The 19,576-nt window shown below is 72.5% G+C and carries 20 protein-coding genes; 4 read left to right on the plus strand and 16 right to left on the minus strand.

Annotated elements, in window-relative coordinates; translation table 11 throughout:
* Positions 1 to 22 precede the first annotated feature (22 nt).
* The gene (locus ACSIH6_RS15145; protein ID WP_435108928.1) at positions 23 to 982 is read right to left on the minus strand and encodes an EamA family transporter; all 960 of its coding nucleotides are present in this window, start codon (positions 980 to 982) and stop codon (positions 23 to 25) included.
* 313 nt (positions 983 to 1,295) lie between these two features.
* Positions 1,296 to 1,823, minus strand: coding sequence for a GNAT family N-acetyltransferase (locus ACSIH6_RS15150; RefSeq protein ID WP_435108929.1), 528 nt, complete (start codon positions 1,821 to 1,823; stop codon positions 1,296 to 1,298).
* A gap of 32 nt (positions 1,824 to 1,855) precedes the next feature.
* On the opposite strand from ACSIH6_RS15150, the gene ACSIH6_RS15155 reads away from it, so the two are divergent.
* Entirely contained in the window at positions 1,856 to 2,419 is a 564-nt protein-coding gene (locus ACSIH6_RS15155) for a helix-turn-helix domain-containing protein (protein WP_435108930.1), read from the plus strand.
* Positions 2,420 to 2,534: 115 nt separating this feature from the next.
* Here ACSIH6_RS15155 and ACSIH6_RS15160 read toward each other — a convergent pair whose 3' ends face one another.
* From ACSIH6_RS15160 to ACSIH6_RS15205, 10 genes are all read right to left on the minus strand, one after another.
* Positions 2,535 to 3,368, minus strand: a complete 834-nt coding sequence (locus tag ACSIH6_RS15160) for a phosphotransferase (RefSeq protein WP_435108931.1) — start codon at positions 3,366 to 3,368, stop codon at positions 2,535 to 2,537.
* A gap of 119 nt (positions 3,369 to 3,487) precedes the next feature.
* Positions 3,488 to 4,534, minus strand: a complete 1,047-nt coding sequence (locus ACSIH6_RS15165) for a Gfo/Idh/MocA family protein (RefSeq protein ID WP_435108932.1) — start codon at positions 4,532 to 4,534, stop codon at positions 3,488 to 3,490.
* A 134-nt stretch (positions 4,535 to 4,668) separates the two neighbouring features.
* Positions 4,669 to 5,136: a hypothetical protein gene (locus ACSIH6_RS15170; protein WP_435108933.1), complete on the minus strand. Its 468-nt coding sequence runs from the start codon at positions 5,134 to 5,136 to the stop codon at positions 4,669 to 4,671.
* Complete coding sequence (locus ACSIH6_RS15175) at positions 5,133 to 6,275, minus strand: hypothetical protein (RefSeq protein ID WP_435108934.1); 1,143 nt, start codon at positions 6,273 to 6,275, stop codon at positions 5,133 to 5,135. Before ACSIH6_RS15175 ends, ACSIH6_RS15170 begins: the two co-directional genes overlap by 4 nt.
* Positions 6,272 to 7,327, minus strand: a complete 1,056-nt coding sequence (locus ACSIH6_RS15180; RefSeq protein ID WP_435108935.1) for a hypothetical protein — start codon at positions 7,325 to 7,327, stop codon at positions 6,272 to 6,274. The genes ACSIH6_RS15175 and ACSIH6_RS15180 overlap by 4 nt, the downstream gene beginning before the upstream one ends.
* Positions 7,328 to 7,368: 41 nt before the next feature.
* Positions 7,369 to 8,238 carry a phage distal tail protein gene (locus ACSIH6_RS15185; RefSeq protein ID WP_435108936.1) on the minus strand — a complete coding sequence of 290 codons (870 nt, stop codon included), beginning with the start codon at positions 8,236 to 8,238 and terminating at the stop codon, positions 7,369 to 7,371.
* Positions 8,235 to 9,797 (minus strand): phage tail protein, encoded by a 1,563-nt coding sequence (locus tag ACSIH6_RS15190; RefSeq protein WP_435108937.1) that lies wholly within the window; start codon positions 9,795 to 9,797, stop codon positions 8,235 to 8,237. Before ACSIH6_RS15190 ends, ACSIH6_RS15185 begins: the two co-directional genes overlap by 4 nt.
* A 31-nt stretch (positions 9,798 to 9,828) precedes the next feature.
* Complete coding sequence (locus ACSIH6_RS15195; protein ID WP_435108938.1) at positions 9,829 to 10,155, minus strand: hypothetical protein; 327 nt, start codon at positions 10,153 to 10,155, stop codon at positions 9,829 to 9,831.
* 47 nt (positions 10,156 to 10,202) lie between these two features.
* Positions 10,203 to 10,511 (minus strand): hypothetical protein, encoded by a 309-nt coding sequence (locus ACSIH6_RS15200; RefSeq protein ID WP_435108939.1) that lies wholly within the window; start codon positions 10,509 to 10,511, stop codon positions 10,203 to 10,205.
* 44 nt (positions 10,512 to 10,555) lie between these two features.
* A complete protein-coding gene (locus tag ACSIH6_RS15205) occupies positions 10,556 to 11,155 on the minus strand; it encodes a phage tail tube protein (protein ID WP_435108940.1) in 600 nt (199 codons plus the stop codon).
* Positions 11,156 to 12,400: 1,245 nt separating this feature from the next.
* On the opposite strand from ACSIH6_RS15205, the gene gdhA reads away from it, so the two are divergent.
* Positions 12,401 to 13,771: an NADP-specific glutamate dehydrogenase gene (gene gdhA / locus ACSIH6_RS15210; protein ID WP_435108941.1), complete on the plus strand. Its 1,371-nt coding sequence runs from the start codon at positions 12,401 to 12,403 to the stop codon at positions 13,769 to 13,771.
* A 216-nt stretch (positions 13,772 to 13,987) separates the two neighbouring features.
* On the opposite strand, the gene ACSIH6_RS15215 is transcribed toward gdhA, so the two are convergent.
* Positions 13,988 to 14,965, minus strand: coding sequence for an aldo/keto reductase (locus ACSIH6_RS15215; protein WP_435108942.1), 978 nt, complete (start codon positions 14,963 to 14,965; stop codon positions 13,988 to 13,990).
* A gap of 240 nt (positions 14,966 to 15,205) precedes the next feature.
* On the opposite strand from ACSIH6_RS15215, the gene ACSIH6_RS15220 reads away from it, so the two are divergent.
* The gene (locus ACSIH6_RS15220; RefSeq protein ID WP_435108943.1) at positions 15,206 to 16,474 is read left to right on the plus strand and encodes a purple acid phosphatase family protein; all 1,269 of its coding nucleotides are present in this window, start codon (positions 15,206 to 15,208) and stop codon (positions 16,472 to 16,474) included.
* Between the two features lie 155 nt (positions 16,475 to 16,629).
* Here the strand turns inward: ACSIH6_RS15220 and ACSIH6_RS15225 are convergent, their stop codons facing one another.
* Together ACSIH6_RS15225 and ACSIH6_RS15230 are read right to left on the minus strand one after the other, a co-directional pair.
* Positions 16,630 to 16,767 (minus strand): VOC family protein, encoded by a 138-nt coding sequence (locus ACSIH6_RS15225; RefSeq protein WP_435108944.1) that lies wholly within the window; start codon positions 16,765 to 16,767, stop codon positions 16,630 to 16,632.
* 188 nt (positions 16,768 to 16,955) lie between these two features.
* Positions 16,956 to 17,594, minus strand: a complete 639-nt coding sequence (locus ACSIH6_RS15230) for a TetR/AcrR family transcriptional regulator (RefSeq protein ID WP_435108945.1) — start codon at positions 17,592 to 17,594, stop codon at positions 16,956 to 16,958.
* A gap of 95 nt (positions 17,595 to 17,689) precedes the next feature.
* On the opposite strand from ACSIH6_RS15230, the gene ACSIH6_RS15235 reads away from it, so the two are divergent.
* Positions 17,690 to 18,904 carry an FAD-dependent monooxygenase gene (locus ACSIH6_RS15235; RefSeq protein ID WP_435108946.1) on the plus strand — a complete coding sequence of 405 codons (1,215 nt, stop codon included), beginning with the start codon at positions 17,690 to 17,692 and terminating at the stop codon, positions 18,902 to 18,904.
* Positions 18,905 to 18,984: 80 nt separating this feature from the next.
* On the opposite strand, the gene ACSIH6_RS15240 is transcribed toward ACSIH6_RS15235, so the two are convergent.
* Positions 18,985 to 19,440 (minus strand): pyridoxamine 5'-phosphate oxidase family protein, encoded by a 456-nt coding sequence (locus ACSIH6_RS15240; RefSeq protein WP_435108947.1) that lies wholly within the window; start codon positions 19,438 to 19,440, stop codon positions 18,985 to 18,987.
* Positions 19,441 to 19,576: the final 136 nt, after the last annotated feature.

Below are 19,576 nucleotides of genomic sequence, written 5' to 3' on the forward strand. Positions count from 1 at the left end.
CCCGTGCGCCGCCCCTCGTTCCTCAGGGGGAGGCGGCGACCGGCGGCTGCTCGGGGTCGGACTCCGGCGGCGCCGGGGCCGGGGGCACGGCGGTCTGGGCGACGAAGGCACCCGCGACGATGACGGCGGCGCCGACGGCCTGCACGGGGGTGAGCGCCTCGCCCAGCAGCACCCACGCCAGCACGATCGCGGTGACCACCTCCAGGTAGGCGACCGCCCCGGCGACCTGCGGCGACAGGCGCCGGATCGCCGAGATGCCGAGGAAGTAGGCGAGCGCGGTGCACACCAGGCCCAGCCACAGGGCCGCCGCCCATCCGGGGAAGGAGAACCCGCCGAGCGCGACCGGGTCGGCGAGCATGTGCCAGGGCAGCGTCCAGGGCCGGGCCAGGACGCCCAGCAGCACCGCGGCGACCAGAGAGCCGAAGGCGACCACGGCCAGCGGGTGGGTGTCCTCGTCCATGCTGTCCGAGAGCAGGAAGAAGGCGGCCTGCGCCGCGGCGGCGCCCAGCGCCAGCCCCACGCCGACCGCGTCCAGGCGCACGCCCGCCCACACCTCCAGCAGCAGGCCGAGCCCGGCCACGGCCAGGACCACGCCGACCACGGCGGCGGGGGAGACGCGGGTGCGGCGCACCACGCGCAGCCACAGCAGGACCAGGACCGGGCCGAGGAACTCGATGAGCAGGGCGATGCCCACGGGGATGCGCGCGATGGAGGCGAAGTACAGGGCCTGGACCCCGGCCATCGGGAAGACGCCGTAGGCCAGGACCAGCAGCGGACGGCGACGGGCGATGCGCCAGTGGGACAGGGCCACGGGCAACAGCAGCAGCGCCGCCCCGGCCACGCGCAGCCAGGTGACGTGGAGGGAGTCCATCCCCGCGTCCAGCAGGGGGCGGGCGAAGACGCCCGATCCGCCGAAGGCGAGTGCCGAGGCGAGCGCGAAGGCCAGCCCCGAGCGGCGGTGGCGCGCGGGTGGGACGGACACGGCGGTGCTCCCGGGGGGGTGGTGGGGACATGGGACCGCTGACGAGCATACGGCCGGGGCCTGCCGGGGACCTCGGGCGGCGGGGCGCCCTCCGGTGACGGGCGGTGCGCGGAGGGCGTTCGCGACCGCGTTCCTTTCCCGCGGGGCGGCGGGTGCTGCGCGAGGGTCCGCGACCGGTCGCGGACACGGGAGGCGCTTCGGGTCGGGCTCCTGCGGCTGTGGGCCGGCGCCGGGGGCCAACGGGCGATCGCGCCCCTCCCCGGGCGGAGCACCGGGCGAGGGCGGCTCCGCTCCGGTGGCGGTGCGGCTGGCCTCAGCCCCGTGCGGGAGTGAGGTCGATCTGGGCCCAGGAGACGTCGTGCCAGGCGTCGAACTTGCGGCCGACCCGGCGCATGAGGCCCGCGTCCTCGAAGCCCAGGGAGCGGTGCAGGCCCAGACTGGCGTCGTTGGGCAGGGTCATGCACGCGACGGCGGTGCGCATACCGCGTTCGGCCAGGCGGGGCAGCAGTTCCCGGTACAGGGCGCGGCCCGCGCCGGTGCGCCTGCGCCCCATGGCCAGGTAGACGCTGACCTCGCACGTCCACTGGTAGGCGTCGCGGGCGCGGAAGGGGCCGCCGTAGGCGTAGCCGACGACCCCGTCCGCGTCCTCCAGCACGATCCAGGCGTGCCGCCGCTGAGCCGCGGCGATCCGCTCGGCCATCTGCTCGGCGGTGGGCGGCTCGTACTCGAAGGTGATCGCGGTGTCGGTGACGTAGGGAGAATAGATCGCCGCGCACGCCGGGGCGTCCGCGGGTGCCGCGTCGCGGACGGTGAGGGTCGGCATCGAAGTCATGTCGACCATGGTATTCATCCGAGATCCCTATAGTGAACGTCATGAGCGACACACTGGGACCGGCCCTGGCTTCGACCCTGCGCGAGCTGCGCCGGACCCGCGGGCTGAGCGGAGGGGCCCTGGCCGAGCTCTCCGGTGTCTCCCGGGGCATGATCAGCCGGATCGAGAACGGCGAGGCCCAGCCCACCGCCTCCCTGCTGGGACGGCTCGCCGCCGCACTCGGCATCACCCTGTCGGAGCTGGTCGCCCGCGCCGAGCAGGGCGACCGCCGCCTGGTCCGCGCGCACGAGCAGCCCGTGTGGACCGACCCAGGGACGGGCTACCGGCGGCGCGCGGTCTCGCCCGCAGCCGGTGGCCCGATCGAGCTGGTGGAGGTGGAGCTGCCGCCGGGGGCGCGGGTGGGCTTCCCCGCTCAGGCCTACGCCCTCACCCACCACCAGATCTGGGTGCTGGAGGGCACGCTCGCCTTCCGCGAGGGCGGTGCGGAGTACGTGCTGGAGCGGGGCGACTGCCTGCACCTGGGCCCGCCCGAGCCGTGCGAGTTCCACAACCCGACCGGAGAGGACTGCCGCTATCTGGTGGTCGTCTCCCGGCGCAGCGCCTGAGTCCGCGGCCCTGCGCGGGCACACCGGGAACCGGGGGCGGGCACGACGCTCCCGGCGCCCCGCGGGTCAGCCGTCCGCCCCACCCGCGGGGCCCGGAAGCCGTCAGGCGCCCGGCTCAGGGCACCAGCGCCCCGACGAACACCGCGCGCTGGTCGGCCAGCCAGGACTGGCGGCGGTCCCAGCTCTCCCACCCGCCCGTCCGCTCCAGGTCGCGGGCGAACAGGCCGTCACCGTTCTCGACCCGCTCGGCCACGAAGACACGGGCGACGGCCGTGTAGTCCTCGACCGTCTCGGGCAGGGCGCGGCGGTCGTCGGGGGAGAGGCCGTAGGCGTCGGCGAGGGCGCGTAGCCGGTGCGGGGCGACGCTCCCCTCGTGCGGGGTCCCGGCGGCCGACACCGGGTCGAGCGCGGGCGCCAGGTAGTAGGCCAGCGCCGCCACGTCCCAGACCGGACGGCCCGGCGCGGCCAGGTCGAAGTCGATCAGGGCCGAGGCCCGGCCCCGGCGGAAGACGATGTTCTCCAGGCAGGGGTCGTTGTGGCACAGGATCGGGCCGCCCTGGGGATCGGCCATCCCGGTGGAGCCGGTGTTCCAGGAGGCCGAGGCGTCCACGGGCACGCGTGCGGCGGCGTCGTGGTAGCGGCGCAGCAGCTCGGCGGCCGAGCGCAGGGTGTGCTCGGTGAACGCCCAGTCGGGGAACGGCGGAAGGGCGACGTCCCCCTCCACGAAGGTGAGCTCCTCCCGGCCGTCGTCGCGCAGCCGGAGCGGCACCGGAGCGCCCCTGAACCCGCTCTCGGCCAGGGCGCCCAGGTGGGCGTGGATGGCGGGCGCGGCGGGTGTCGCGGTGCGCACGACGTGGCCGCCGTACCGGAACACCGTGGTCATCATGCCACCGGCCAGCCGCTTCCCCCTGTTGTCGGTGCCGCTGTCGGTGTCGGTCGGGTGGGTCATCGCTCTCCTCGGGGTTGGGAGGACCTGCGGCGGCGGGTCTACTTCGAAACTACTGCCAGTGCCCGCCCGGGGGGAGGCCGCGCCGCGTCGAAGGTCGTCCCGGAGGAGGAAAAACCCGGTCACAGCAGGGGAACCGGGACCGGACGCGACCCCCGGGCCAGCGACTCGGCTCCGGCCACCCCGACCAGGGAGGCCGCCACCGCCGCGCGTACCGGCACCAGCGGCTCGGCGCCGTGCTGGACGGTGTCGCGAAAGCCACGCAGCAGGCGCACCGTGCCCTCCGCTCCGCGCTCCACGGGCGCTCCGTCCAGGATCAGCGCGGGCGGGACGCGTTCCTCCTCGCGGGCGCTGCCGTCGGGGCGGGTCCACCCCTCGTGGCGTACGCGCACCGACCAGGCGCGCTCTCCGCGTGCCCGCACCGACTCGGCCAGTCCGAGGGTGCCGCGCACCGACACCCAGCTCCAGTGGCTGTCGGGTTCGCCCTGGAGGAAGCCGTTGCGGGTGACGGCCAAGGCGCCCGTGGACAGGCGCACCACCATGGTGCTGGCCTGGCGCGGCGCGGCCTCGTCCACGGTGAACGCGCTGACCTCCACCGGATGCGCCCCGGTGATCGCCAGGATCGGCGACAGGGAGTGGGTGCAGTAGGCGGTGGGGGCGATGCGCCCGCGCCAGTGGGCGGGGTCGCCGGTCAACCCGCTGACGCCCTCGGGGGACATGCCGTGCAGGTAGTCGGCCTCGATGAGGCTGATCCGGCCCAGTTCGCCCATCCGGACGGCCTCGCGGACGAGCAGCACGTGCGGGTGCAGGGTGTAGTTCTCGGCCAGGGAGTAGGTCGCCGACGAGCGGTCGGCCGCCGCGACCAGCGCCCTCGCCTCGGCCTCGTCGGCGCACGCGGCGGTCTCGGAGAGCACGTGGACGCCGCGGTCCAGGAAGGTCCGGGCCAGGGGCGCGTGGGCGTCGAAGTCGTTGGCCAGGATCACTCCGTCCAGATCCTGGTCGAGCAGGTCCTGCCAGCGTCCGGCGAGGGTCGCGCCGGGCAGCCGCTCGCGGGCCGCGGTGCGCGGGGCGGGATCGCGGTCGCAGGCCGCCACCACGTCCATGCCCAGCCTGGCGGCCCACTCCGCCAGGTGCAGACCCATCCCCAGTCCCACCACTCCCACGCGCATGGGGGCATCATCGGCCCCCGCGCGGCCGCGGGGCAACGGATTTTACGCGCGGCACCGCGAGGTGGGCCCGAATCGTCGGGCGTGGGGCGCGTCACGTGCGCGAAGCGGCCGGAACACCGGATGGCTCAGCGGGTTCAGGCCAGACCGGCGGCGACCCACACGGTCCCGGCGCCGCCTGTCCGCCTTACCTGGACCTCCATCCCGGCGCCACCGCGCAGAGCCAGCGGCACGCGCAGGCGTGAGGGGGCACCGCCGAGTTCCAGCTCCGGCCCCGACGCCGCTCCGTCGACCACCACCCGGGCCAGCCCCGTGGTGCCCGCGTCCGCTCCCCCCGCGAGCAGCACCCGCGTGTGACCGGGGTCCTCCTCCCACCAGGTGTGTCCGACCGTCTCCCAGGTGTCGGAGGAACTGCTCCACTGGTCGTGTGCCCGCGCTGGCAGGATCGGACCGCCGACGGGTGGCGGGGCCTCCGGCACGACGGATGTGCGGGCCGCCGAGGTGGCCCCGCCGGAGTCCTGTCGGGACGCCTCCAACCGGGCCAGACGGCGACGGATGTCGCGCAGCTGGTCGAGGAGCGTGTCCGGTCGGTTCACACGGCTCATGGCGTCTCCTCCACCGGTATGACGGTGAGTCGGATCAGTTCCTCCTCGGCGTCGTCGCCCGGGGAGACCTCGTACTCCACGATGCGGGTCGTGACGTCGACGGGACCGGAGAAGAACGGGTCGTCGATGATGACGCGGGCCGGATCGCCGACCCGGTAGGTGCCCAGATACGGCGGGCGGTCGGCGCGCACGGTCAGCTCGGGGAGGGTGACGGGGCGCTCGAGGTTGTGTCGGCGCTGCTCGGCGAGGGCGCTCAGCAGGCTTCGGTCGCTGATGTCGAGCGCGGCCACGGCGCTCTCCAGCAGAGGCAGGGGCCGTGGACCGGGCGTGGTCGCCGCCGCGTACTCGATCAGCTGTTCGGCGCCGCTGCCCGCGCCTCGGGCGAACACCCGGTTCGCCGCGTCGGCGGCGTCCACCGGCCAGTCGAAATCGACCAGCCCGGCCCCGTACTCCCACAGGTGCGCGGTCCCCGTCTGGCCCAGCTGGGGTGAACCGAAGAGGATCGACCGCTCGGGGACCCCCCGTACGTAGCGGACGTCGGAGACGAAGTCGAAGCCGTCGGCGGCGTCGGACAGGTCGGAGAGCGCCTCCAGGACCGGCTTGAGGTCGAAGGGCTGGTAGGCGGCGGTTCGGGGAACGTGCGGGGCGGTACCGCTCCGGCGTACGCGGATACCCAGGTCACCGTTTGGCGGCCTCTGGGCGAGGTCGATCAGCGACTCGGCGATGGAGAGCTGGTCGACGCCCTCTCCTCCTTCGGCGGGGAAGCGGACCGGCGGCTGCTCCGCGATCGGGATCCCGGGTCGCAGCGGATGGGGGAGGACGAAACGGTGCTCGAAGTAGGAGAGGAAGTCGGCGGCGCTCACTTCCAGCATGCCGTCCGCGGCCGCGTAACGGGTGGTCCAGACGATCCCGCCCCACACCAGGACGCCGTCGCGGTCCACGTACAGCGCGGTCCTGCCCGGCTCGGTGAGTCGTCGGGGCGCCAGCGCCCGCACACCCGGGTCGCGGGTGGGCAGGGTGCCGCGGAAGGTGCCCGGGGCGTTGAGGACCCGGGTGAAGCCCACTCCCGTCAGCGGGAGGTCGCCGATGATCTCTCCGCTGAGCAGGTCGGCGGCGTAGTAGGTGTAGGTGGCGCTCATGGCGCCGTGGTGGGTGTGTCGGGGAGGCCGGCCTCCCAGGGCGCGTCCGTGTGCCAGGACACGTTCAGGTACACCCACTCTCCCGCGACGATCGCGCCGGGGTCCACACGTGGCAGCGAGTTGAGCCACAAGGTGCCGCCGGAGACGGCGAAGCGCCTGATGCCCACCTCCGTGCGCACGAGGGTGTGGAAGGAACCGGAGGAGGGCAGGAACGCCTGGTAGTCGGCCAGGGAGCCCAGTGTCGGCCGTCCCTCGTCCGTCGTCTTGGCGACGCGCCCGGCCAGGTGGACGGTGTCGTCGACGCGGCGGATGCGCAGCGAGGACACCTCCGTGCCGCCCTCGGAGTAGGTCCAGTCGGCTACCACCCCCGTGAACTCCAGCCAGCCGGTGTCGCGGCGGCGGCGGTGCGCCTGCCAGCGGTCGCGGTGGAAGGACTCCAGGTCTCCGGTGTCGAGCCGGTGCAGGTACAGGCCCTGGTGGGGGTTGACGGGGCGGGCGGCCTCGTCGCGTACGGGCAGCACGCCGCCCACCGCGCAGGTGAAGGGATGCTCGCGCCACAGCGCCCGGATGTCCGTCCCGAGCACGAACTCGGCGTTGGCCGCCACCCTCACGAGGGCCAGCCGGATCGCGGGCCCCTCGGGTTCGGGGGGTTCCCACCCCTCGCTCTCCTGGCCGGTGAGGACCACGATCTCCAGTGCCCGTGAGTCGGCCGTGCCGGTGAGCAGGGCCGCGATGAGGTCCGTGCGGTCGTAGACCTCCTCCGGCGGATAGTCCTCCAGGAGCCGGATCGTGTGGGTCTCGGGCAGGGTGACCAGGTAGGGCCCCTCGTCGGTGTCCATCACCGCCTGGAACGGATCGACCGAGAGGACCCCGGGTCCGGACCCGGTCGCCTGGCTGACCCTGCCGGGTGTTCCCGGACCGGGACGAAAACCCGAGCGGACCCGCCCCGGACGGGTGTCCTCGCCGGTGGCCGGCGTGACCAGCAGCCCGGTGGACAGGCGTGCCTCCTGGGCGGTCATCTCGTTGACCCACGCGGGCCGACGTGTGTTCATGCTGGGGAGTTCTCCTCCGTGGTCGTGGAAACGGTGTGTCGTCAGAGCCACGCGTCGCGCCAGACCCCGCTGAGCCGAGCGCCGGGGTCGCCGTCCGCGGTCCGGAACGTGATCTGGTTGGTGCCCGGGGCGAGGTCGAACCACCGCGAGCCCGACCGCAGGGCGGACCGGCGCGACACCGACCCCGGTGACGTGGACGTGCCGAGCAGGACCGTGCGCGCGTCCACGTCGACGTCGAGCCGCTGCCCGGAGCGGAGCGTGATGTCGAAGGCCAGGTGTTCGCCGGTGACGGCGTGCTGCACCACCGGGTCCACGCAGGGTCCGGTGATCTCCCACCTCGGAGCCGTGGGAATGGTCCCGGCGTTGCGCGCGGTGAACCGGCCGCCCTGCTCCTCACCGAAGCCGAGGGGGAAGGCCAGGGGGAAGGCCAGGCCCGGCGGCCGGGTGGGAGGCGCCGTGGTGGCGCGTCGCTCCTGGTGGGAGTAGCGGGTGGGGTCGGGCGCGGTCACCTGCAACGACCATTCGAAGGCGTAGGGGGTGGTGTCGCGGGTGCGGCTCCCGTCGGTGAGGCGAACGCGTACCTGGCGGGTCGCGGTGTGTTCGCGCACCACGAGGGGGAAGAGCCGCGACCCGTCGGCGAGCAGGGCCGCGAAGGTGTCCTTGGCCCGTTCCTTCGTCGCGCGCGAGGGCGCTATCGCGACGCCCTCCAGGGTGATGACCCGCGGTGTCCGGTAACTGGGCGCGTCGAAGGCTCCGTGGCGCTGCGGGCGGTCGGTGAGGTCCACGCGCGGCGGCGGGGACCCGGTCCACCCCTCGTCACTGACGATCCACCACTCCACCCCGTGCTCGTCCCGGCGGTTGCCCGCCCAACGGCCGAGGTGGAAGACGGGCAGTTGCAGTTCCTCGTTCATCGTTTGCCCGCCCAGACCAGTTCGCGTTTGACCATGCGGCTGATTTCGTACTCGGACTGCCCCGCGCGGGGGTAGACGTTGATGGTGACGCCTTCGGACGAGGAGGCCCCGGACATGGCCCCTGTGCCGCGGCGCCCTGCCGTGGCGGCGCCGACGATCCCGGAGACGTCCGCCCACAGGCCCGGGTTCGCGGGTGAGGGCACCAGTCTGCGCATGGCCGCGTCCACGGCGGGCGCGCTGGCGTTGATTCCCCGCGCCAGCCCCTCGCCCACCGCCAATCCCAGGTCGGCCATCACGCGTGAGGGTGAGTTGATGCCCAGGGCGTCCTTGACGAAGCCGGGGATCATGTCCGTGACGAACCGTTTGATGGTGTCGACGATCCCGCTCGCGGCGTTCTTGATGCCCTGGATGAAGCCCTCGATGAGCTGCCTGCCCTTGCTCACCAGGGTCGTGCCCAGGTTGCCCAGGGCGTTCATCGCCCGGCCCGGCAGCTCCCTGACGAATCCCACCGCCTCGGAGATCCGGGCGCTGATCGCCTCGACGACCTGGGCGAACGCGTCACGGACGGTGGTGATGATGCCGCGGATGCGTCCGATGACGCTGAGGACGGTGTTTACCGCCCCTGTGATGACGGTCGTGACGGTGCTCCACACGGTCTGCACGATGGTGGCGACGGTGTTGAAGGTGGTGGAGACGATGTTGCGGATCGTGTTGACGACACCGGAGATCACCGCCTGGATGTGCGGCCACACGGTGGAGACGAGGGTGGAGATCGCCGTGAAGACGGACTGGATGACTCCCCAGACAGCCGCGATGACCGGCTGGACCACCGCGAGGACGGCGTTCAGCGCTGAGGTGATGACCTGCTGGATGTGCGGCCAGACCGTGACCACCAGGTTGCGGATGTTCTCGAAGACGGGTTGGACCACCGACCAGATGGCCGCGAAGACGCCGGTGACGATGTTCCGGAACGTCTCGCTGTTCTGGTAGGCGGCGATGAGACCGGCCACGAGCAGGGTGATGCCGGTGACCAGCAGGCCGATGGGGTTCATGCGCAGGACCGTGTTGAGGAGGCGCTGCGCGCCCGCCCAGAGCTGGGTGGCGACCGTGATGGCCTGCTGCACGACGGGGAGTTGGCGCATCGTGCCCATGGCGGTGAGGATCTCGCTCCCCACGGTGCGCAGTTCGACGCCCAGGTTGCGTACCTCGGTCACGGTGCCCAGCAGGGATTCGCGCATGGACGAGACCATCGCTGGCAGTTCGGCCATGGCCCCCGCGGCGTCCTGGACCTGACCGACCATCTCGCTGACCGAGTCGACGGTGGTCGTCACCGCGTCCCGGTAGCCGAGAACGGTGGTGACGGCCTCGGTGACGGCGGGGTTGGCGGTCTTGAAGGAGTCGACCATCTGGGTGACCTGGTCGGTGACCAGGCCGGCGAACCCCTGGCCGATGTCGTTGGCCGCCTGGTCGACCGCCTGGGAGACGGACCGTTGCAGTTCCTGGATCAGCCCGCTGACCGCCTGTTGGGCGCTACCGGTGATGGCGGCGACTTCGCTCAAGGTGGCTCATGTCCTTTCCGGTCGGGGCGCGTCATGTCCCGAAGAAGTCACGCAGTTGCCGGTCGGTCGCCTCCGGCACGGTCGCGGCGGTACTTCGACCGGGGTGGCCCTCGGGGCGGGGGACCGGGCTGGGAGGCGAGGGCGCCCTGCGCTTCCTGTCCGTGTGCGCCGAGGCGAACAGCCAGTTCCCGACCGCCTGGTGATCGGCGACCAGCGCGAGCAGGTGCTCGGCCACCCCCCACTGGGCCGCGTCGCCGTGCATGGCGCGGACCAGGGCGCTGTCACGCGGAAGGTGGGCGAGCAGCACCCGGAGCCGTCGCGCGCTCAGCCGCCCGCGGTGGTAGTCGAGCAGGTCCACCCCGTAGACGCGCAGGAGGTCGGCTTCGATCGCCTCGGCGTGCTCGGTCAGGAGCGCGTCGAGGGCGATCCTTCCCCCAGGCTCATCCCCGTCTGCGCTCCGTAGGCCGCGAGGATCGCCTGGACGTCCTGCACGCTCACGTCGTGCTTGGCGAAGCGGACGAACTGGTCCTCGCCCAGGAGCACCTGCAACAGACCGTCGAGGTCGGAGGGGCCGAGTTCGGCGAGCCTGCTCGCCGCCTGCCGGGGCAGTTCGGTCGGCAGGCGGTAGACCTCGTCGTCCAGCTCGAACTCCCAGTGCTGCCCCAGCGCCTCCAGGCGCTGGGCTCGGGCGGCGTTGACGTTGAATCGTTCCATGGTCGGGGCGGTGTCCCTTGCTCGTGGCGGTGGCTGGGGGCGGCTCAGGTGGCGGCGGGCGCGGGCGAGGCGGCGGGCTCCTCTTCTCCGCCGTCCTGACCGGCGTCGTGGGTGAGCCAGACGACCATGTCGTGCGGGTTCTGCGAGGGGGTGATGGCCTGGAAGGTGACGTTGAGCTGCACGGCGGCGGAACGGGTGATCTGCACGTCCTCGCTCTCCGTCACCATGCCGCGGGGGATGACGAACCGGGACAGCACGTCACCGTCGGAGAACTCCACGAGCAGTGCCCGCTCGTCCGGCTGGGGAGCCGCGGAAAGGCTGGCACGGGTTGTTCCGTTCTCGGTGCTCGCCCCGGGGTCGCCGAAGAAGAAGGAGAGCGTGTGCCGGTTGATCTGGAGCAGGGCGAAGGTCACCGTGAACTCGCGTTCGCTGTAGGCGAGCCGGACCGGCGCGGTGTGCTGCCAGGACTGTACGGCCTCCAGCGAGTCCGCCTTGGTGAAGGTCACGCCCTCCTCGTTGGTCAGTCCCAGATCACTCCACACGGGGGACAGGTCACCTGTCGCGTCGGGGACCGGGGTGTTGGCTGGAGCGACCAGCACACGTCCCGTTCCTCCGACCCGAACCTCCTTGGTGTTCGCGGCCATGAGCGTTCTCCCTCTTTCGCGCCCCCGGGAGCAGGACCCGCTCACGCGGCCGGGGGCGGGACCGCGTGCTGACGTGTTCGTTTCGCGCAGCGGGTGTCGGCGCTGTACCCGTCGCGCGGGAAATCTGGACAGCGGGCAGGGACGCGCAATCCCGCGCCCGGACCCGGTGGTGCCATTCCTCCGTCCGCTTCGACGAACGCGCCCCAGCAGCCGATAAGGAGCATGTGGGACAAAGAGTGCGCACCACGCAAAAGCCTCTGCGGTAAAGACGCCGGAATCCGCGCTGGATCGAGGAAGCGAACGGCGAGGAATCGCTTACCCGGCAACCTCTCCAGCACCACTGATTCTTGGTGATGGCACGGACGGACCGCAACCGTTTTCGGCGTCTGTCCGGATGTGGCCAGTACGGGCCCTCGGGGAACTCCAGGAACACCCGCTCTCCTCATGGAGGAAGAAGCGGACCGGGAAGGGTTGGTGACCTGCGCTCATGCGCGCCGCCCTCTGCCCGGTGGCGCCGCGACGCGGGGCGACGTCCGTTGGCGTGGGTATCGCGTGGATGGCGGGTGTTGACACGCGTACCGGTTCCCAATCTCCGATATCCGTACAGCTTGCATCCGATATGTCTGTTTATTTAGCTATTGCCTGCCATGACCTGCGCTCTCATCCGGAAGAAACAGGGCTGCCTCGCTTGGGAGGGCACGGAGCCGTCCGGAGGAGCACGGGTTCTTCGCGCGTCCGGCACGGGACGGTGAACGCCCATACGGGTCTTTGGTAAATCCTTGCACAACTGGCCGATAACCAAGGAAGGTGAATACGGAAACGATATTGGCCGCGCGCACGCGGGCGGGGACACGGCGGACACGGCGGAGTGCCCGCCCGCGTGCGGGCGCACTCCACCGCGGAACACGGCGGCGGGGACCGCGGCGGCCGCGTCACGCGAGCGCAACGCGGCGGAAACACGACCTCGGTGGAGCACCGGGGCCGCCACTGGGTCTTCGCGTCATGAGAACACGAGCTGACCTGGGTCGACATCTGTTCCCCGGAGGGGGTAGCCGACCGCGGCCACGGAGGTTTTATGTTTACATCGAGGTAATACACTCCTCACACAGCCACGATCCGCAGGCGTGAGGACCTCAGGGCCTCGGATCACCACCATGTGTTGCGCCAGCGTGCGCTTGTTCGAGGTTCCCGACACAACGGCGTGTGGGGTGCCCGTTCCACCTGTGCTGAAAGGAACGTTCACCCATGTCCTTCGCCGACGAGGCAGGCCGTGACCACCACCCCGGAGTCCGCGCCGCCTATGAGCACGTCGTGCGCCGCAACCCCGACGAGCCGGAGTTCCAGCAGGCGGTACTGGAGGTCCTGGACGACCTTTCCCCCGCCCTGACCCGGCATCCCGAGTACGACGAGCAGCGCATCCTGAAGCGCCTGTGCGAGCCCGAGCGCCAGATCATCTTCCGGGTGCCCTGGCGTGACGACCAGGGCCAGGTGCACGTCAACCGGGGCTTCCGGGTGGAGTTCAACAGCGCGCTGGGCCCCTACAAGGGCGGCCTGCGCTTCCACCCCAGCGTCAACCTCGGCGTGATCAAGTTCCTGGGCTTCGAGCAGATCTTCAAGAACGCCCTGACCGGCATGAACATCGGCGGCGGCAAGGGCGGCAGCGACTTCGACCCCAAGGGCCGCTCCGAGGCGGAGATCGAGCGGTTCTGCCAGTCGTTCATGACCGAGCTGCACCGCCACCTGGGTGAGCACACCGACGTCCCGGCCGGGGACATCGGCGTGGGCGGCCGCGAGATCGGCTACCTGTTCGGCCAGTACCGGCGCCTGGCCAACCGCTGGGAGGCCGGGGTGATCACCGGCAAGGGCCTGGAGTGGGGCGGCTCGCGGGTGCGCACCGAGGCCACCGGTTACGGCAGCGTGCTCTTCACCGAGCGGATGTTGGAGCGGTCGGGCCGCGGCCTGCACGGCCAGCGCGTGACGGTCTCCGGGTCGGGCAACGTGGCGATCTACTCGGCGGAGAAGGCCCAGCAGCTGGGCGCGAACGTGGTGGCCTGCTCCGACTCCGGAGGCTACGTGGTGGACGACAAGGGGCTGGACCTGGACCTGCTCAAGCAGGTCAAGGAGGTCGAGCGCGCCCGGATCAGCGTCTACGCCGAGCGTCGCGGCGGCGGCGCCCGCTACGTCGAGGGCGGCAGCGTCTGGGACGTGCCGTGCGACGTGGCGCTGCCCTCGGCCACCCAGAACGAGCTGGACGCCGACGCGGCGCGCACGCTGGTGCGCAACGGCGTCGTGGCGGTGGCGGAGGGCGCGAACATGCCCACCACGCCCGAGGCGGTCAAGGTGCTGCGCGAGGCCGGTGTGCTGTTCGCGCCGGGCAAGGCGGCCAACGCCGGCGGTGTGGCCACCAGTGTGCTGGAGATGCGCCAGAACGCGCGGCGCACGTCGTGGTCCTTCGAGCACGCCGAGGCCGAGCTGGCCGAGACGATGGCGGGCATCCACGACCGCTGCGAGGAGGCGGCCGAGCGCTACGGGGCCCCGGGCGACTACGTGCTGGGCGCCAACGTCGCCGGGTTCGAGCGGGTGGCGGGCGCGATGCTGGCCCAGGGCCTGATCTAGCGGACTGACCGGAACTGTCGCCGGTGCGAGGCATGGGGTTCTGACCTGCGATGATCTTGTACTTATAGCCGGTGTCGGCGCTCGAGCCTCGCTATAAGTACAAGATCACGGCGGGTGGGGCGGGCTCTGGTGACCTCTTCCGGTCACCGCGCTGGCCTCCGGTGCCCACGAGCGGCGGCCGCCCCGAGTGGTCGGCCGCCGCGGTGTCTCAGACCCTCACCACAGGTGGTGGACCTGGGGTCGGACGAGCTCGTCGTAGACCTCGCCCACCCGGGCGCGGACCTCGGGGTCGAGCGGGGCCAGTTCGGCGGCGGAGGCGTTGCCGCGCGCCTGGTCGGCGTTGCGGGCGCCGGGGATGACCACGCTGACGCCCTCCTGGTCCAGGATCCAGCGCAGCGCGAACTGGGCCATGGTCACGCCCTCGGGCACCAGCGGGCGCAGGCGCTCCACCGCCTCCAGCCCGGTCGCGTAGTCGATGCCGGAGAAGGTCTCGCCCCTGTCGAAGGCCTGGCCCTCGCGGTTGAAGTTGCGGTGGTCGTCCTCGCCGAAGGCGGTGTCGGCGCGGAACCTGCCCGACAGCAGGCCGCTGGCCAGGGGCACGCGCGCGATGACGCCGACCCCGGCCTCGCGGGCGGCGGGCAGCACCTTCTCCAGCGGCTTGTGGCGGAAGGCGTTGAGGATGATCTGCACCGTGGCGACGTTGGGACGGGCGATCGCGGTCAGCGCCTCGTCCACGGTCTCCACCGACACGCCGTAGGCGCGCATGAGGCCCTCGTCGACCATGGCGTCCAGGTCGTCGAAGACGGCGTCGGTGGCGATGACCCGCGCGGGCGGGCAGTGCAGCTGGACGAGGTCGACGGTGTCCACGCCCAGGTTCTGGCGGGAGCGGTCGTTCCAGGCGCGGAAGTTGTCGGGGTTGTAGTTGTCGGGGGTCTGGTCGGCGCGGCGGCCCATCTTGGTGGCCACCGTGATGCCGGGGCGCTCCTTGAGCAGCTGGCCGACGAGCCGCTCGCTGCGGCCGTCGCCGTAGACGTCGGCGGTGTCGAAGAAGGTGACACCGGCGTCGGCGGCCGCGTGCAGGGCGGCCAGGGCGTCGGTTTCGCTGACCTCGCCCCAGGAGGCTCCGATCTGCCAGGCGCCGAAACCGATGACGCCCACGTTGTTGCCTGTGCGGCCGAGTACGCGTGTTTCCATGGGTGCGATCCTAGGCCCTTGGGAGCGTTCCCATCTGCACGGACTCCCGTGATCGCGCTCCACCCCCGCCAGGCGGCCGGTGAGGGGCCGGGGGCGGTGGCCCGGTGTCCTGGGGCTGTAACAGCGGTCACGCCCGGCGTTCACCGTGCCGCGACGGAACGTCCCCGGACGTTCACACCGCGTTGCCCGAGGGCGGTTACCTTCGCTGCGTCAGCGTTCCCCGGCAGAAAGGCACCCCCCGTGTCCCGCTTCGCCGCCCGCCCCGCCCTCGCCCTGCTCGGCACGACCCTGCTGACCCTGATCCCCGTCGTCGCCACCGCACCCGCCGCGTCCGCGGCCACCACGCCCGAACGCGTGATCCTCTCGCCCACGGCCGACCCCGCCACCTCCCAGACCCTCGCCTGGCGCTCGGACGGCTCCGGCTCGCCGGTCGTGCAGATCGCCCCCGCCGCCGACCCCGGCCGGGTCACCACCGTCGAGGGCGCCGACACCGGCTCGGCCAGCGGCACCTTCCACGCCGCCACCGCCACCGGCCTGACCCCCGACACCGCCTACCGCTACCGCGTCGGCGACGGCACCGCCTTCAGCCCCTGGCGCACCTTCACCACCGCGGCCTCCGGCGCCGAGCCCTTCACCTTCCTGTACTTCGGCGACGTCCAGAACGGCATCTCCACCGGTGGTGCCACCGTGGTGCGGGCCGCCCTGGCCGCCGAGCCCGAAGCCGAGCTGGTCGTGCACTCCGGCGACCTCGTCGACTCGCCCAACAGCGAGTCCCAGTGGACCGAGTGGTTCGACGCCTTCGGCCCCGAGGCCACCGGCACCGTCAACCACCTCGCCGCCCCCGGCAACCACGAGTACTCGCTGCTCTCCCTGAGCCGGTACTGGAACCCGCAGTTCCCGGGCGCGGGCAACGGGCCCACCGGCGGACGCCACCTGCCCCAGACCGTCTACCACACCGACTACCAGGGCGTGCGCTTCGTCGTCCTCAACTCCAACTACCGCAACGCGGCGCCGCTGAGCGCCGACTCCTGGCTGGACACCCAGCAGCGCTGGCTGGAGGAGGCCCTGGCCACCAACCCCCACCCCTGGACGGTGGTCACCTTCCACCACCCGGTCTTCTCCAACAGCCCCAGCCGCGACAACGGCCCCCTGCGCGACTCCTGGCTCGACACCCTGGAGGAGCACGACGTGGACCTGGTCCTCCAGGGCCACGACCACTCCTACGGCCGGGGCAACCTGACCGCGAACCGCACCGACGACGCCGACGTGCAGACCGGGCCGGTCTACACCGTCGCGGTCACCGGCACCAAGATGTACGACGCCTCCGCCTCCAACTGGACCGACAACGACGCCGAGGTGCGCGTGCAGCTGGCCGACACCTCCACCTTCCAGGCCGTGGAGGTGGACGGCACCCGCCTGCGCTACACCGCACGCACCGCCGACGGCGCGGTCGTGGACTCCTTCACGATCGACAAGAGCGACGGCAAGCGCGTGACCGACACGCTCTGAGCCCCGCCGTGGCGCCCCCGGTCCTTCTCTCCGGGGGCGCCACGCCTGCCGGAAGCCCCCTCGCGCCGATGCCGCCAAGCGTCAGGGGTGGGGGGCACGCCGTGGCGGGGAGCGGCGCCGGCACAGGGGCGCCTGGGATGACCTCGCTGCGGCCCTCAGCCGCCGAAGCCGGTCAGCGCACCGCGACCGTCGAACCTGGCCGCCGAGGCCCAGGCGATCTCCCAGCGGTTGCCCTCGGGGTCCGCGACGTAGGTGGACCGCCCTCCCCAGGGGCGCTCCACCGGCTCGGCCACGACCGTGGCACCGGGCGGCCGGAGATCCCGGTCGGCGGCCTCGGCCCGAAGCGCTCCCGGTAGGCGGAGGGGCTGACCCGGTGCGGACGCGCACGCTCGCGCGCGGGTTGGCGGCGTGGGCCGACGCGGTGAGCACCGACCCTCGCCGCGAACAGGACGTGCCACTCCCGCCGGACACGGGGTGAGGCCTACGCCCCGCCGCCGGTGAGCGCTCCACGCACCATCGCCTCCGCGAGGGTGCGGACCCGCTCCCGGTCGAGCAGGTCGGCGGGGAGGGTGACCAGGTTGAACAGCGTGCCGGAGTAGAGGCTGATGAGGACGGAGACCGCGGCCTCGGGCACGCCCGTGCCCATCTCGTCGTGCAGCCCGGCGGTGTCGGCGAGCGCGGTGGCGCCCAGCCGGGCCAGGACGGCGGCCAGCGCGGGACGGCGCCGGGCCTCCAGTTGCAGCTCGAAGACCGCCAGGTAGCGCTCGCGCAGTTCGGTCGCCGCGGTCCACAGCGAGTCGGCGAGGATCTCGGCCAGGTCGTGCGCGCTGGTCGTCCTGCGGGGCGCCGGATCCGTCCCGTCCGCCGTGCCCTGCGCCGGGTCGACGGCGCTGGCGGCGGTGGCGGCGGCCATGTCCGCGAAGTGGAGTTCGAGGACGCGTTCGGCGGCCGCGATGAGCAGGGCCTCGCGGTTGCGGGCGTAGTTCGTGGCGGTCCCGGCCGGGACCCCGGCGCGGGCCTCGACGGCGCGGTGGGTCAGCCCGTGCGCCCCCTCCTCGGCGAGCAGGGCGATGGCCGCGTCCGCCAGGGCACGGCGTCGTCGCAGGTTGGCGGGAGGCATGGGGGTCAGTATAGGTCGGCCACGCCTACCACTACTATCGTATTGAATGGCGGTCGGCACCTGCCGGACGCCCGACGGCGAGGGAGTGGACGGCTATGAGGGAACCGGTGGCGACGGTGGTCGGCGGCGGCATCGCGGGGCTCGCGTCGGCGGTGGCGCTGGCCCGGGAGGGCTGGCGGACCACCGTGCTGGAGCGCCGAGTCGGCGAGGCCGAGGTCGGCGCCGGGGTCGCGATGCTCGGCAACGGCGTCGCCGCGCTGCACGCGCTCGGGTTCGACGACGAGCGCGTCGCGCGGATCGGGTACGAGACCACCGCGACGGGATTCCGGGACATCCGGGGCCGCGGCCTCCTGCTCATCCCCGACCACCGCCCCGACGTGCGCGCGGTGGTCACACTGCTGGGCCTGCACCGGCAGCGGCTGCACGCCGCCCTCCGCCAGGCAGCGGAGGAGGCCGGAGTGGAGGTGGCCACGGAGGCGCGGGTCACCGGTGTGCGCCCCGGAACGCCCGGCGGGGCGCGCGCGGAGGTGGAGTGGCGCGGAGGGGACACCGACCACCGCACGGAGACCGACCTCGTGGTCGGCGCCGACGGGATGTGGAGCGCGGTACGCGCCGCGCTCTTCCCCGGTGTGCGTCCCCGTTACAGCGGGAGCACGAGCTGGCGCGCCGTCGTTCCCGACACCGCCCGCGACGGACGTCTCGTCGAGTACTGGGGGCCGGACGGGGAGTTCGGATCGGTGCGGGTCGGCGCGTCGGAACTGTACTGGTACGGCTACGTCCGCGCCCCGGAGGGAGCGGTCGTCGGCGACGAGCACGCGGTGGCGCGCGCCCGGTTCGCCCACTGGGCGCCCGAGATAGGCGAACTCATCGCCGACACCGCTCCCGACCAGCTCATGCGCCACGACGTCTACCACCTGCCGGGCGGGCTGCCGAGCTACGTCCGCGGGCGGGTCGCGATGGTCGGCGACGCCGCGCACGCCGCGCTGCCCACGATGGGACAGGGGGCGGCCACCGCCCTGGAGGACGGCGCCAGCCTCGGACGTCTGGTCGGCGGCTGGGCGGCGCACGGCCACGACCTGGGGCGGGCCCTGGCGGAGTTCGACGCTGTCCGGCGCCCGCGATGCCGCACGATGGCCGCGCAGGCCGTTCTCATGGCGCGGTTCGGGGCGGACCTGGGCGGCGGGTGGCGCCAGACGGTGCGCAACGCCGCGCTGCGTCTGGTCCCCGGCGGTGCCGTCGTGCGGATGGGCTCCTCGGTGGCGCAGTGGACGCCCCCGCCGGTCCCCGGCACGGCTCCGACCCGTCCCTAGTCCGCCACTGACAGCGGCATCACCTTCTGGATCCGTGTCAACCGTCGTCGGCGGGCTGGACCGGCATTGCTGGCCGTGGTTCAGGGGCGGGTCTTGGACAGGTCCTGAACGATGGTCCGTTCGGGGACGAAGCGGACGAGCCGTGTGTCGTCGTCGAAGTCCTTGAAGTCGGTGGGCCAGGTGGACTCGTCATCGCCGAGGTAGCGACGGAGCTTGCGTCTGGAGCGTTCCTCGTCGTAGGGCACGACCTCGGCCTTACCGCGCATGATCACCTGGAGGAACTCCAGTCTCTCCAGGTCACAGGTGTCCACGACCAGCGCGACCCGGGGGTCCTTGGCCAGGAACCGCGACATTCGCGAGTAGGCGCCGGTGATCCACCAGATTGCCCCCTCTTCCCACAGGAACCACACCGGACGCACCGTGGGTGCGCCGGAGGAGTCGGAGACGGCCACCCTGGCGACCAGGGGCCGGGCGAGGAAGGCGTCGACGTCGAAGGGGTGATCGTGCTGGCTGAAGGTGCTGGGGGTTTCGCTCACATCTTCAGACTAAGCGGCCCGGAACGGCGGGGAAAGGAGCTTTTCTGAGCTGTGGACAACCCGTCGTGGGGGTGTGCGGTGGGGGGGGGGGGGGGGGGGGGGGGGGGGGGGGGGGGGGGGGGGGGGGGGGGGGGGA

The sequence above is a fragment of the Nocardiopsis synnemataformans genome (assembly GCF_965343085.1).
GTDB lineage: Bacteria > Actinomycetota > Actinomycetes > Streptosporangiales > Streptosporangiaceae > Nocardiopsis > Nocardiopsis alborubida.

Bases quoted from the DNA above. Each gene is read 5' to 3' on its own strand.
- ACSIH6_RS15150 (WP_435108929.1), bottom strand. From the start codon at position 1,823: ATGGTCGACATGACTTCGATGCCGACCCTCACCGTCCGCGACGCGGCA.
- ACSIH6_RS15155 (WP_435108930.1), top strand. From the start codon at position 1,856: ATGAGCGACACACTGGGACCGGCCCTGGCTTCGACCCTGCGCGAGCTG.
- ACSIH6_RS15160 (WP_435108931.1), bottom strand. From the start codon at position 3,368: ATGACCCACCCGACCGACACCGACAGCGGCACCGACAACAGGGGGAAG.
- ACSIH6_RS15165 (WP_435108932.1), bottom strand. From the start codon at position 4,534: ATGCGCGTGGGAGTGGTGGGACTGGGGATGGGTCTGCACCTGGCGGAG.
- ACSIH6_RS15170 (WP_435108933.1), bottom strand. From the start codon at position 5,136: ATGAGCCGTGTGAACCGACCGGACACGCTCCTCGACCAGCTGCGCGAC.
- ACSIH6_RS15175 (WP_435108934.1), bottom strand. From the start codon at position 6,275: ATGAGCGCCACCTACACCTACTACGCCGCCGACCTGCTCAGCGGAGAG.
- ACSIH6_RS15180 (WP_435108935.1), bottom strand. From the start codon at position 7,327: ATGAACACACGTCGGCCCGCGTGGGTCAACGAGATGACCGCCCAGGAG.
- ACSIH6_RS15185 (WP_435108936.1), bottom strand. From the start codon at position 8,238: ATGAACGAGGAACTGCAACTGCCCGTCTTCCACCTCGGCCGTTGGGCG.
- ACSIH6_RS15200 (WP_435108939.1), bottom strand. From the start codon at position 10,511: ATGGAACGATTCAACGTCAACGCCGCCCGAGCCCAGCGCCTGGAGGCG.
- ACSIH6_RS15205 (WP_435108940.1), bottom strand. From the start codon at position 11,155: ATGGCCGCGAACACCAAGGAGGTTCGGGTCGGAGGAACGGGACGTGTG.
- gdhA (WP_435108941.1), top strand. From the start codon at position 12,401: ATGTCCTTCGCCGACGAGGCAGGCCGTGACCACCACCCCGGAGTCCGC.
- ACSIH6_RS15215 (WP_435108942.1), bottom strand. From the start codon at position 14,965: ATGGAAACACGCGTACTCGGCCGCACAGGCAACAACGTGGGCGTCATC.
- ACSIH6_RS15230 (WP_435108945.1), bottom strand. From the start codon at position 17,594: ATGCCTCCCGCCAACCTGCGACGACGCCGTGCCCTGGCGGACGCGGCC.
- ACSIH6_RS15235 (WP_435108946.1), top strand. From the start codon at position 17,690: ATGAGGGAACCGGTGGCGACGGTGGTCGGCGGCGGCATCGCGGGGCTC.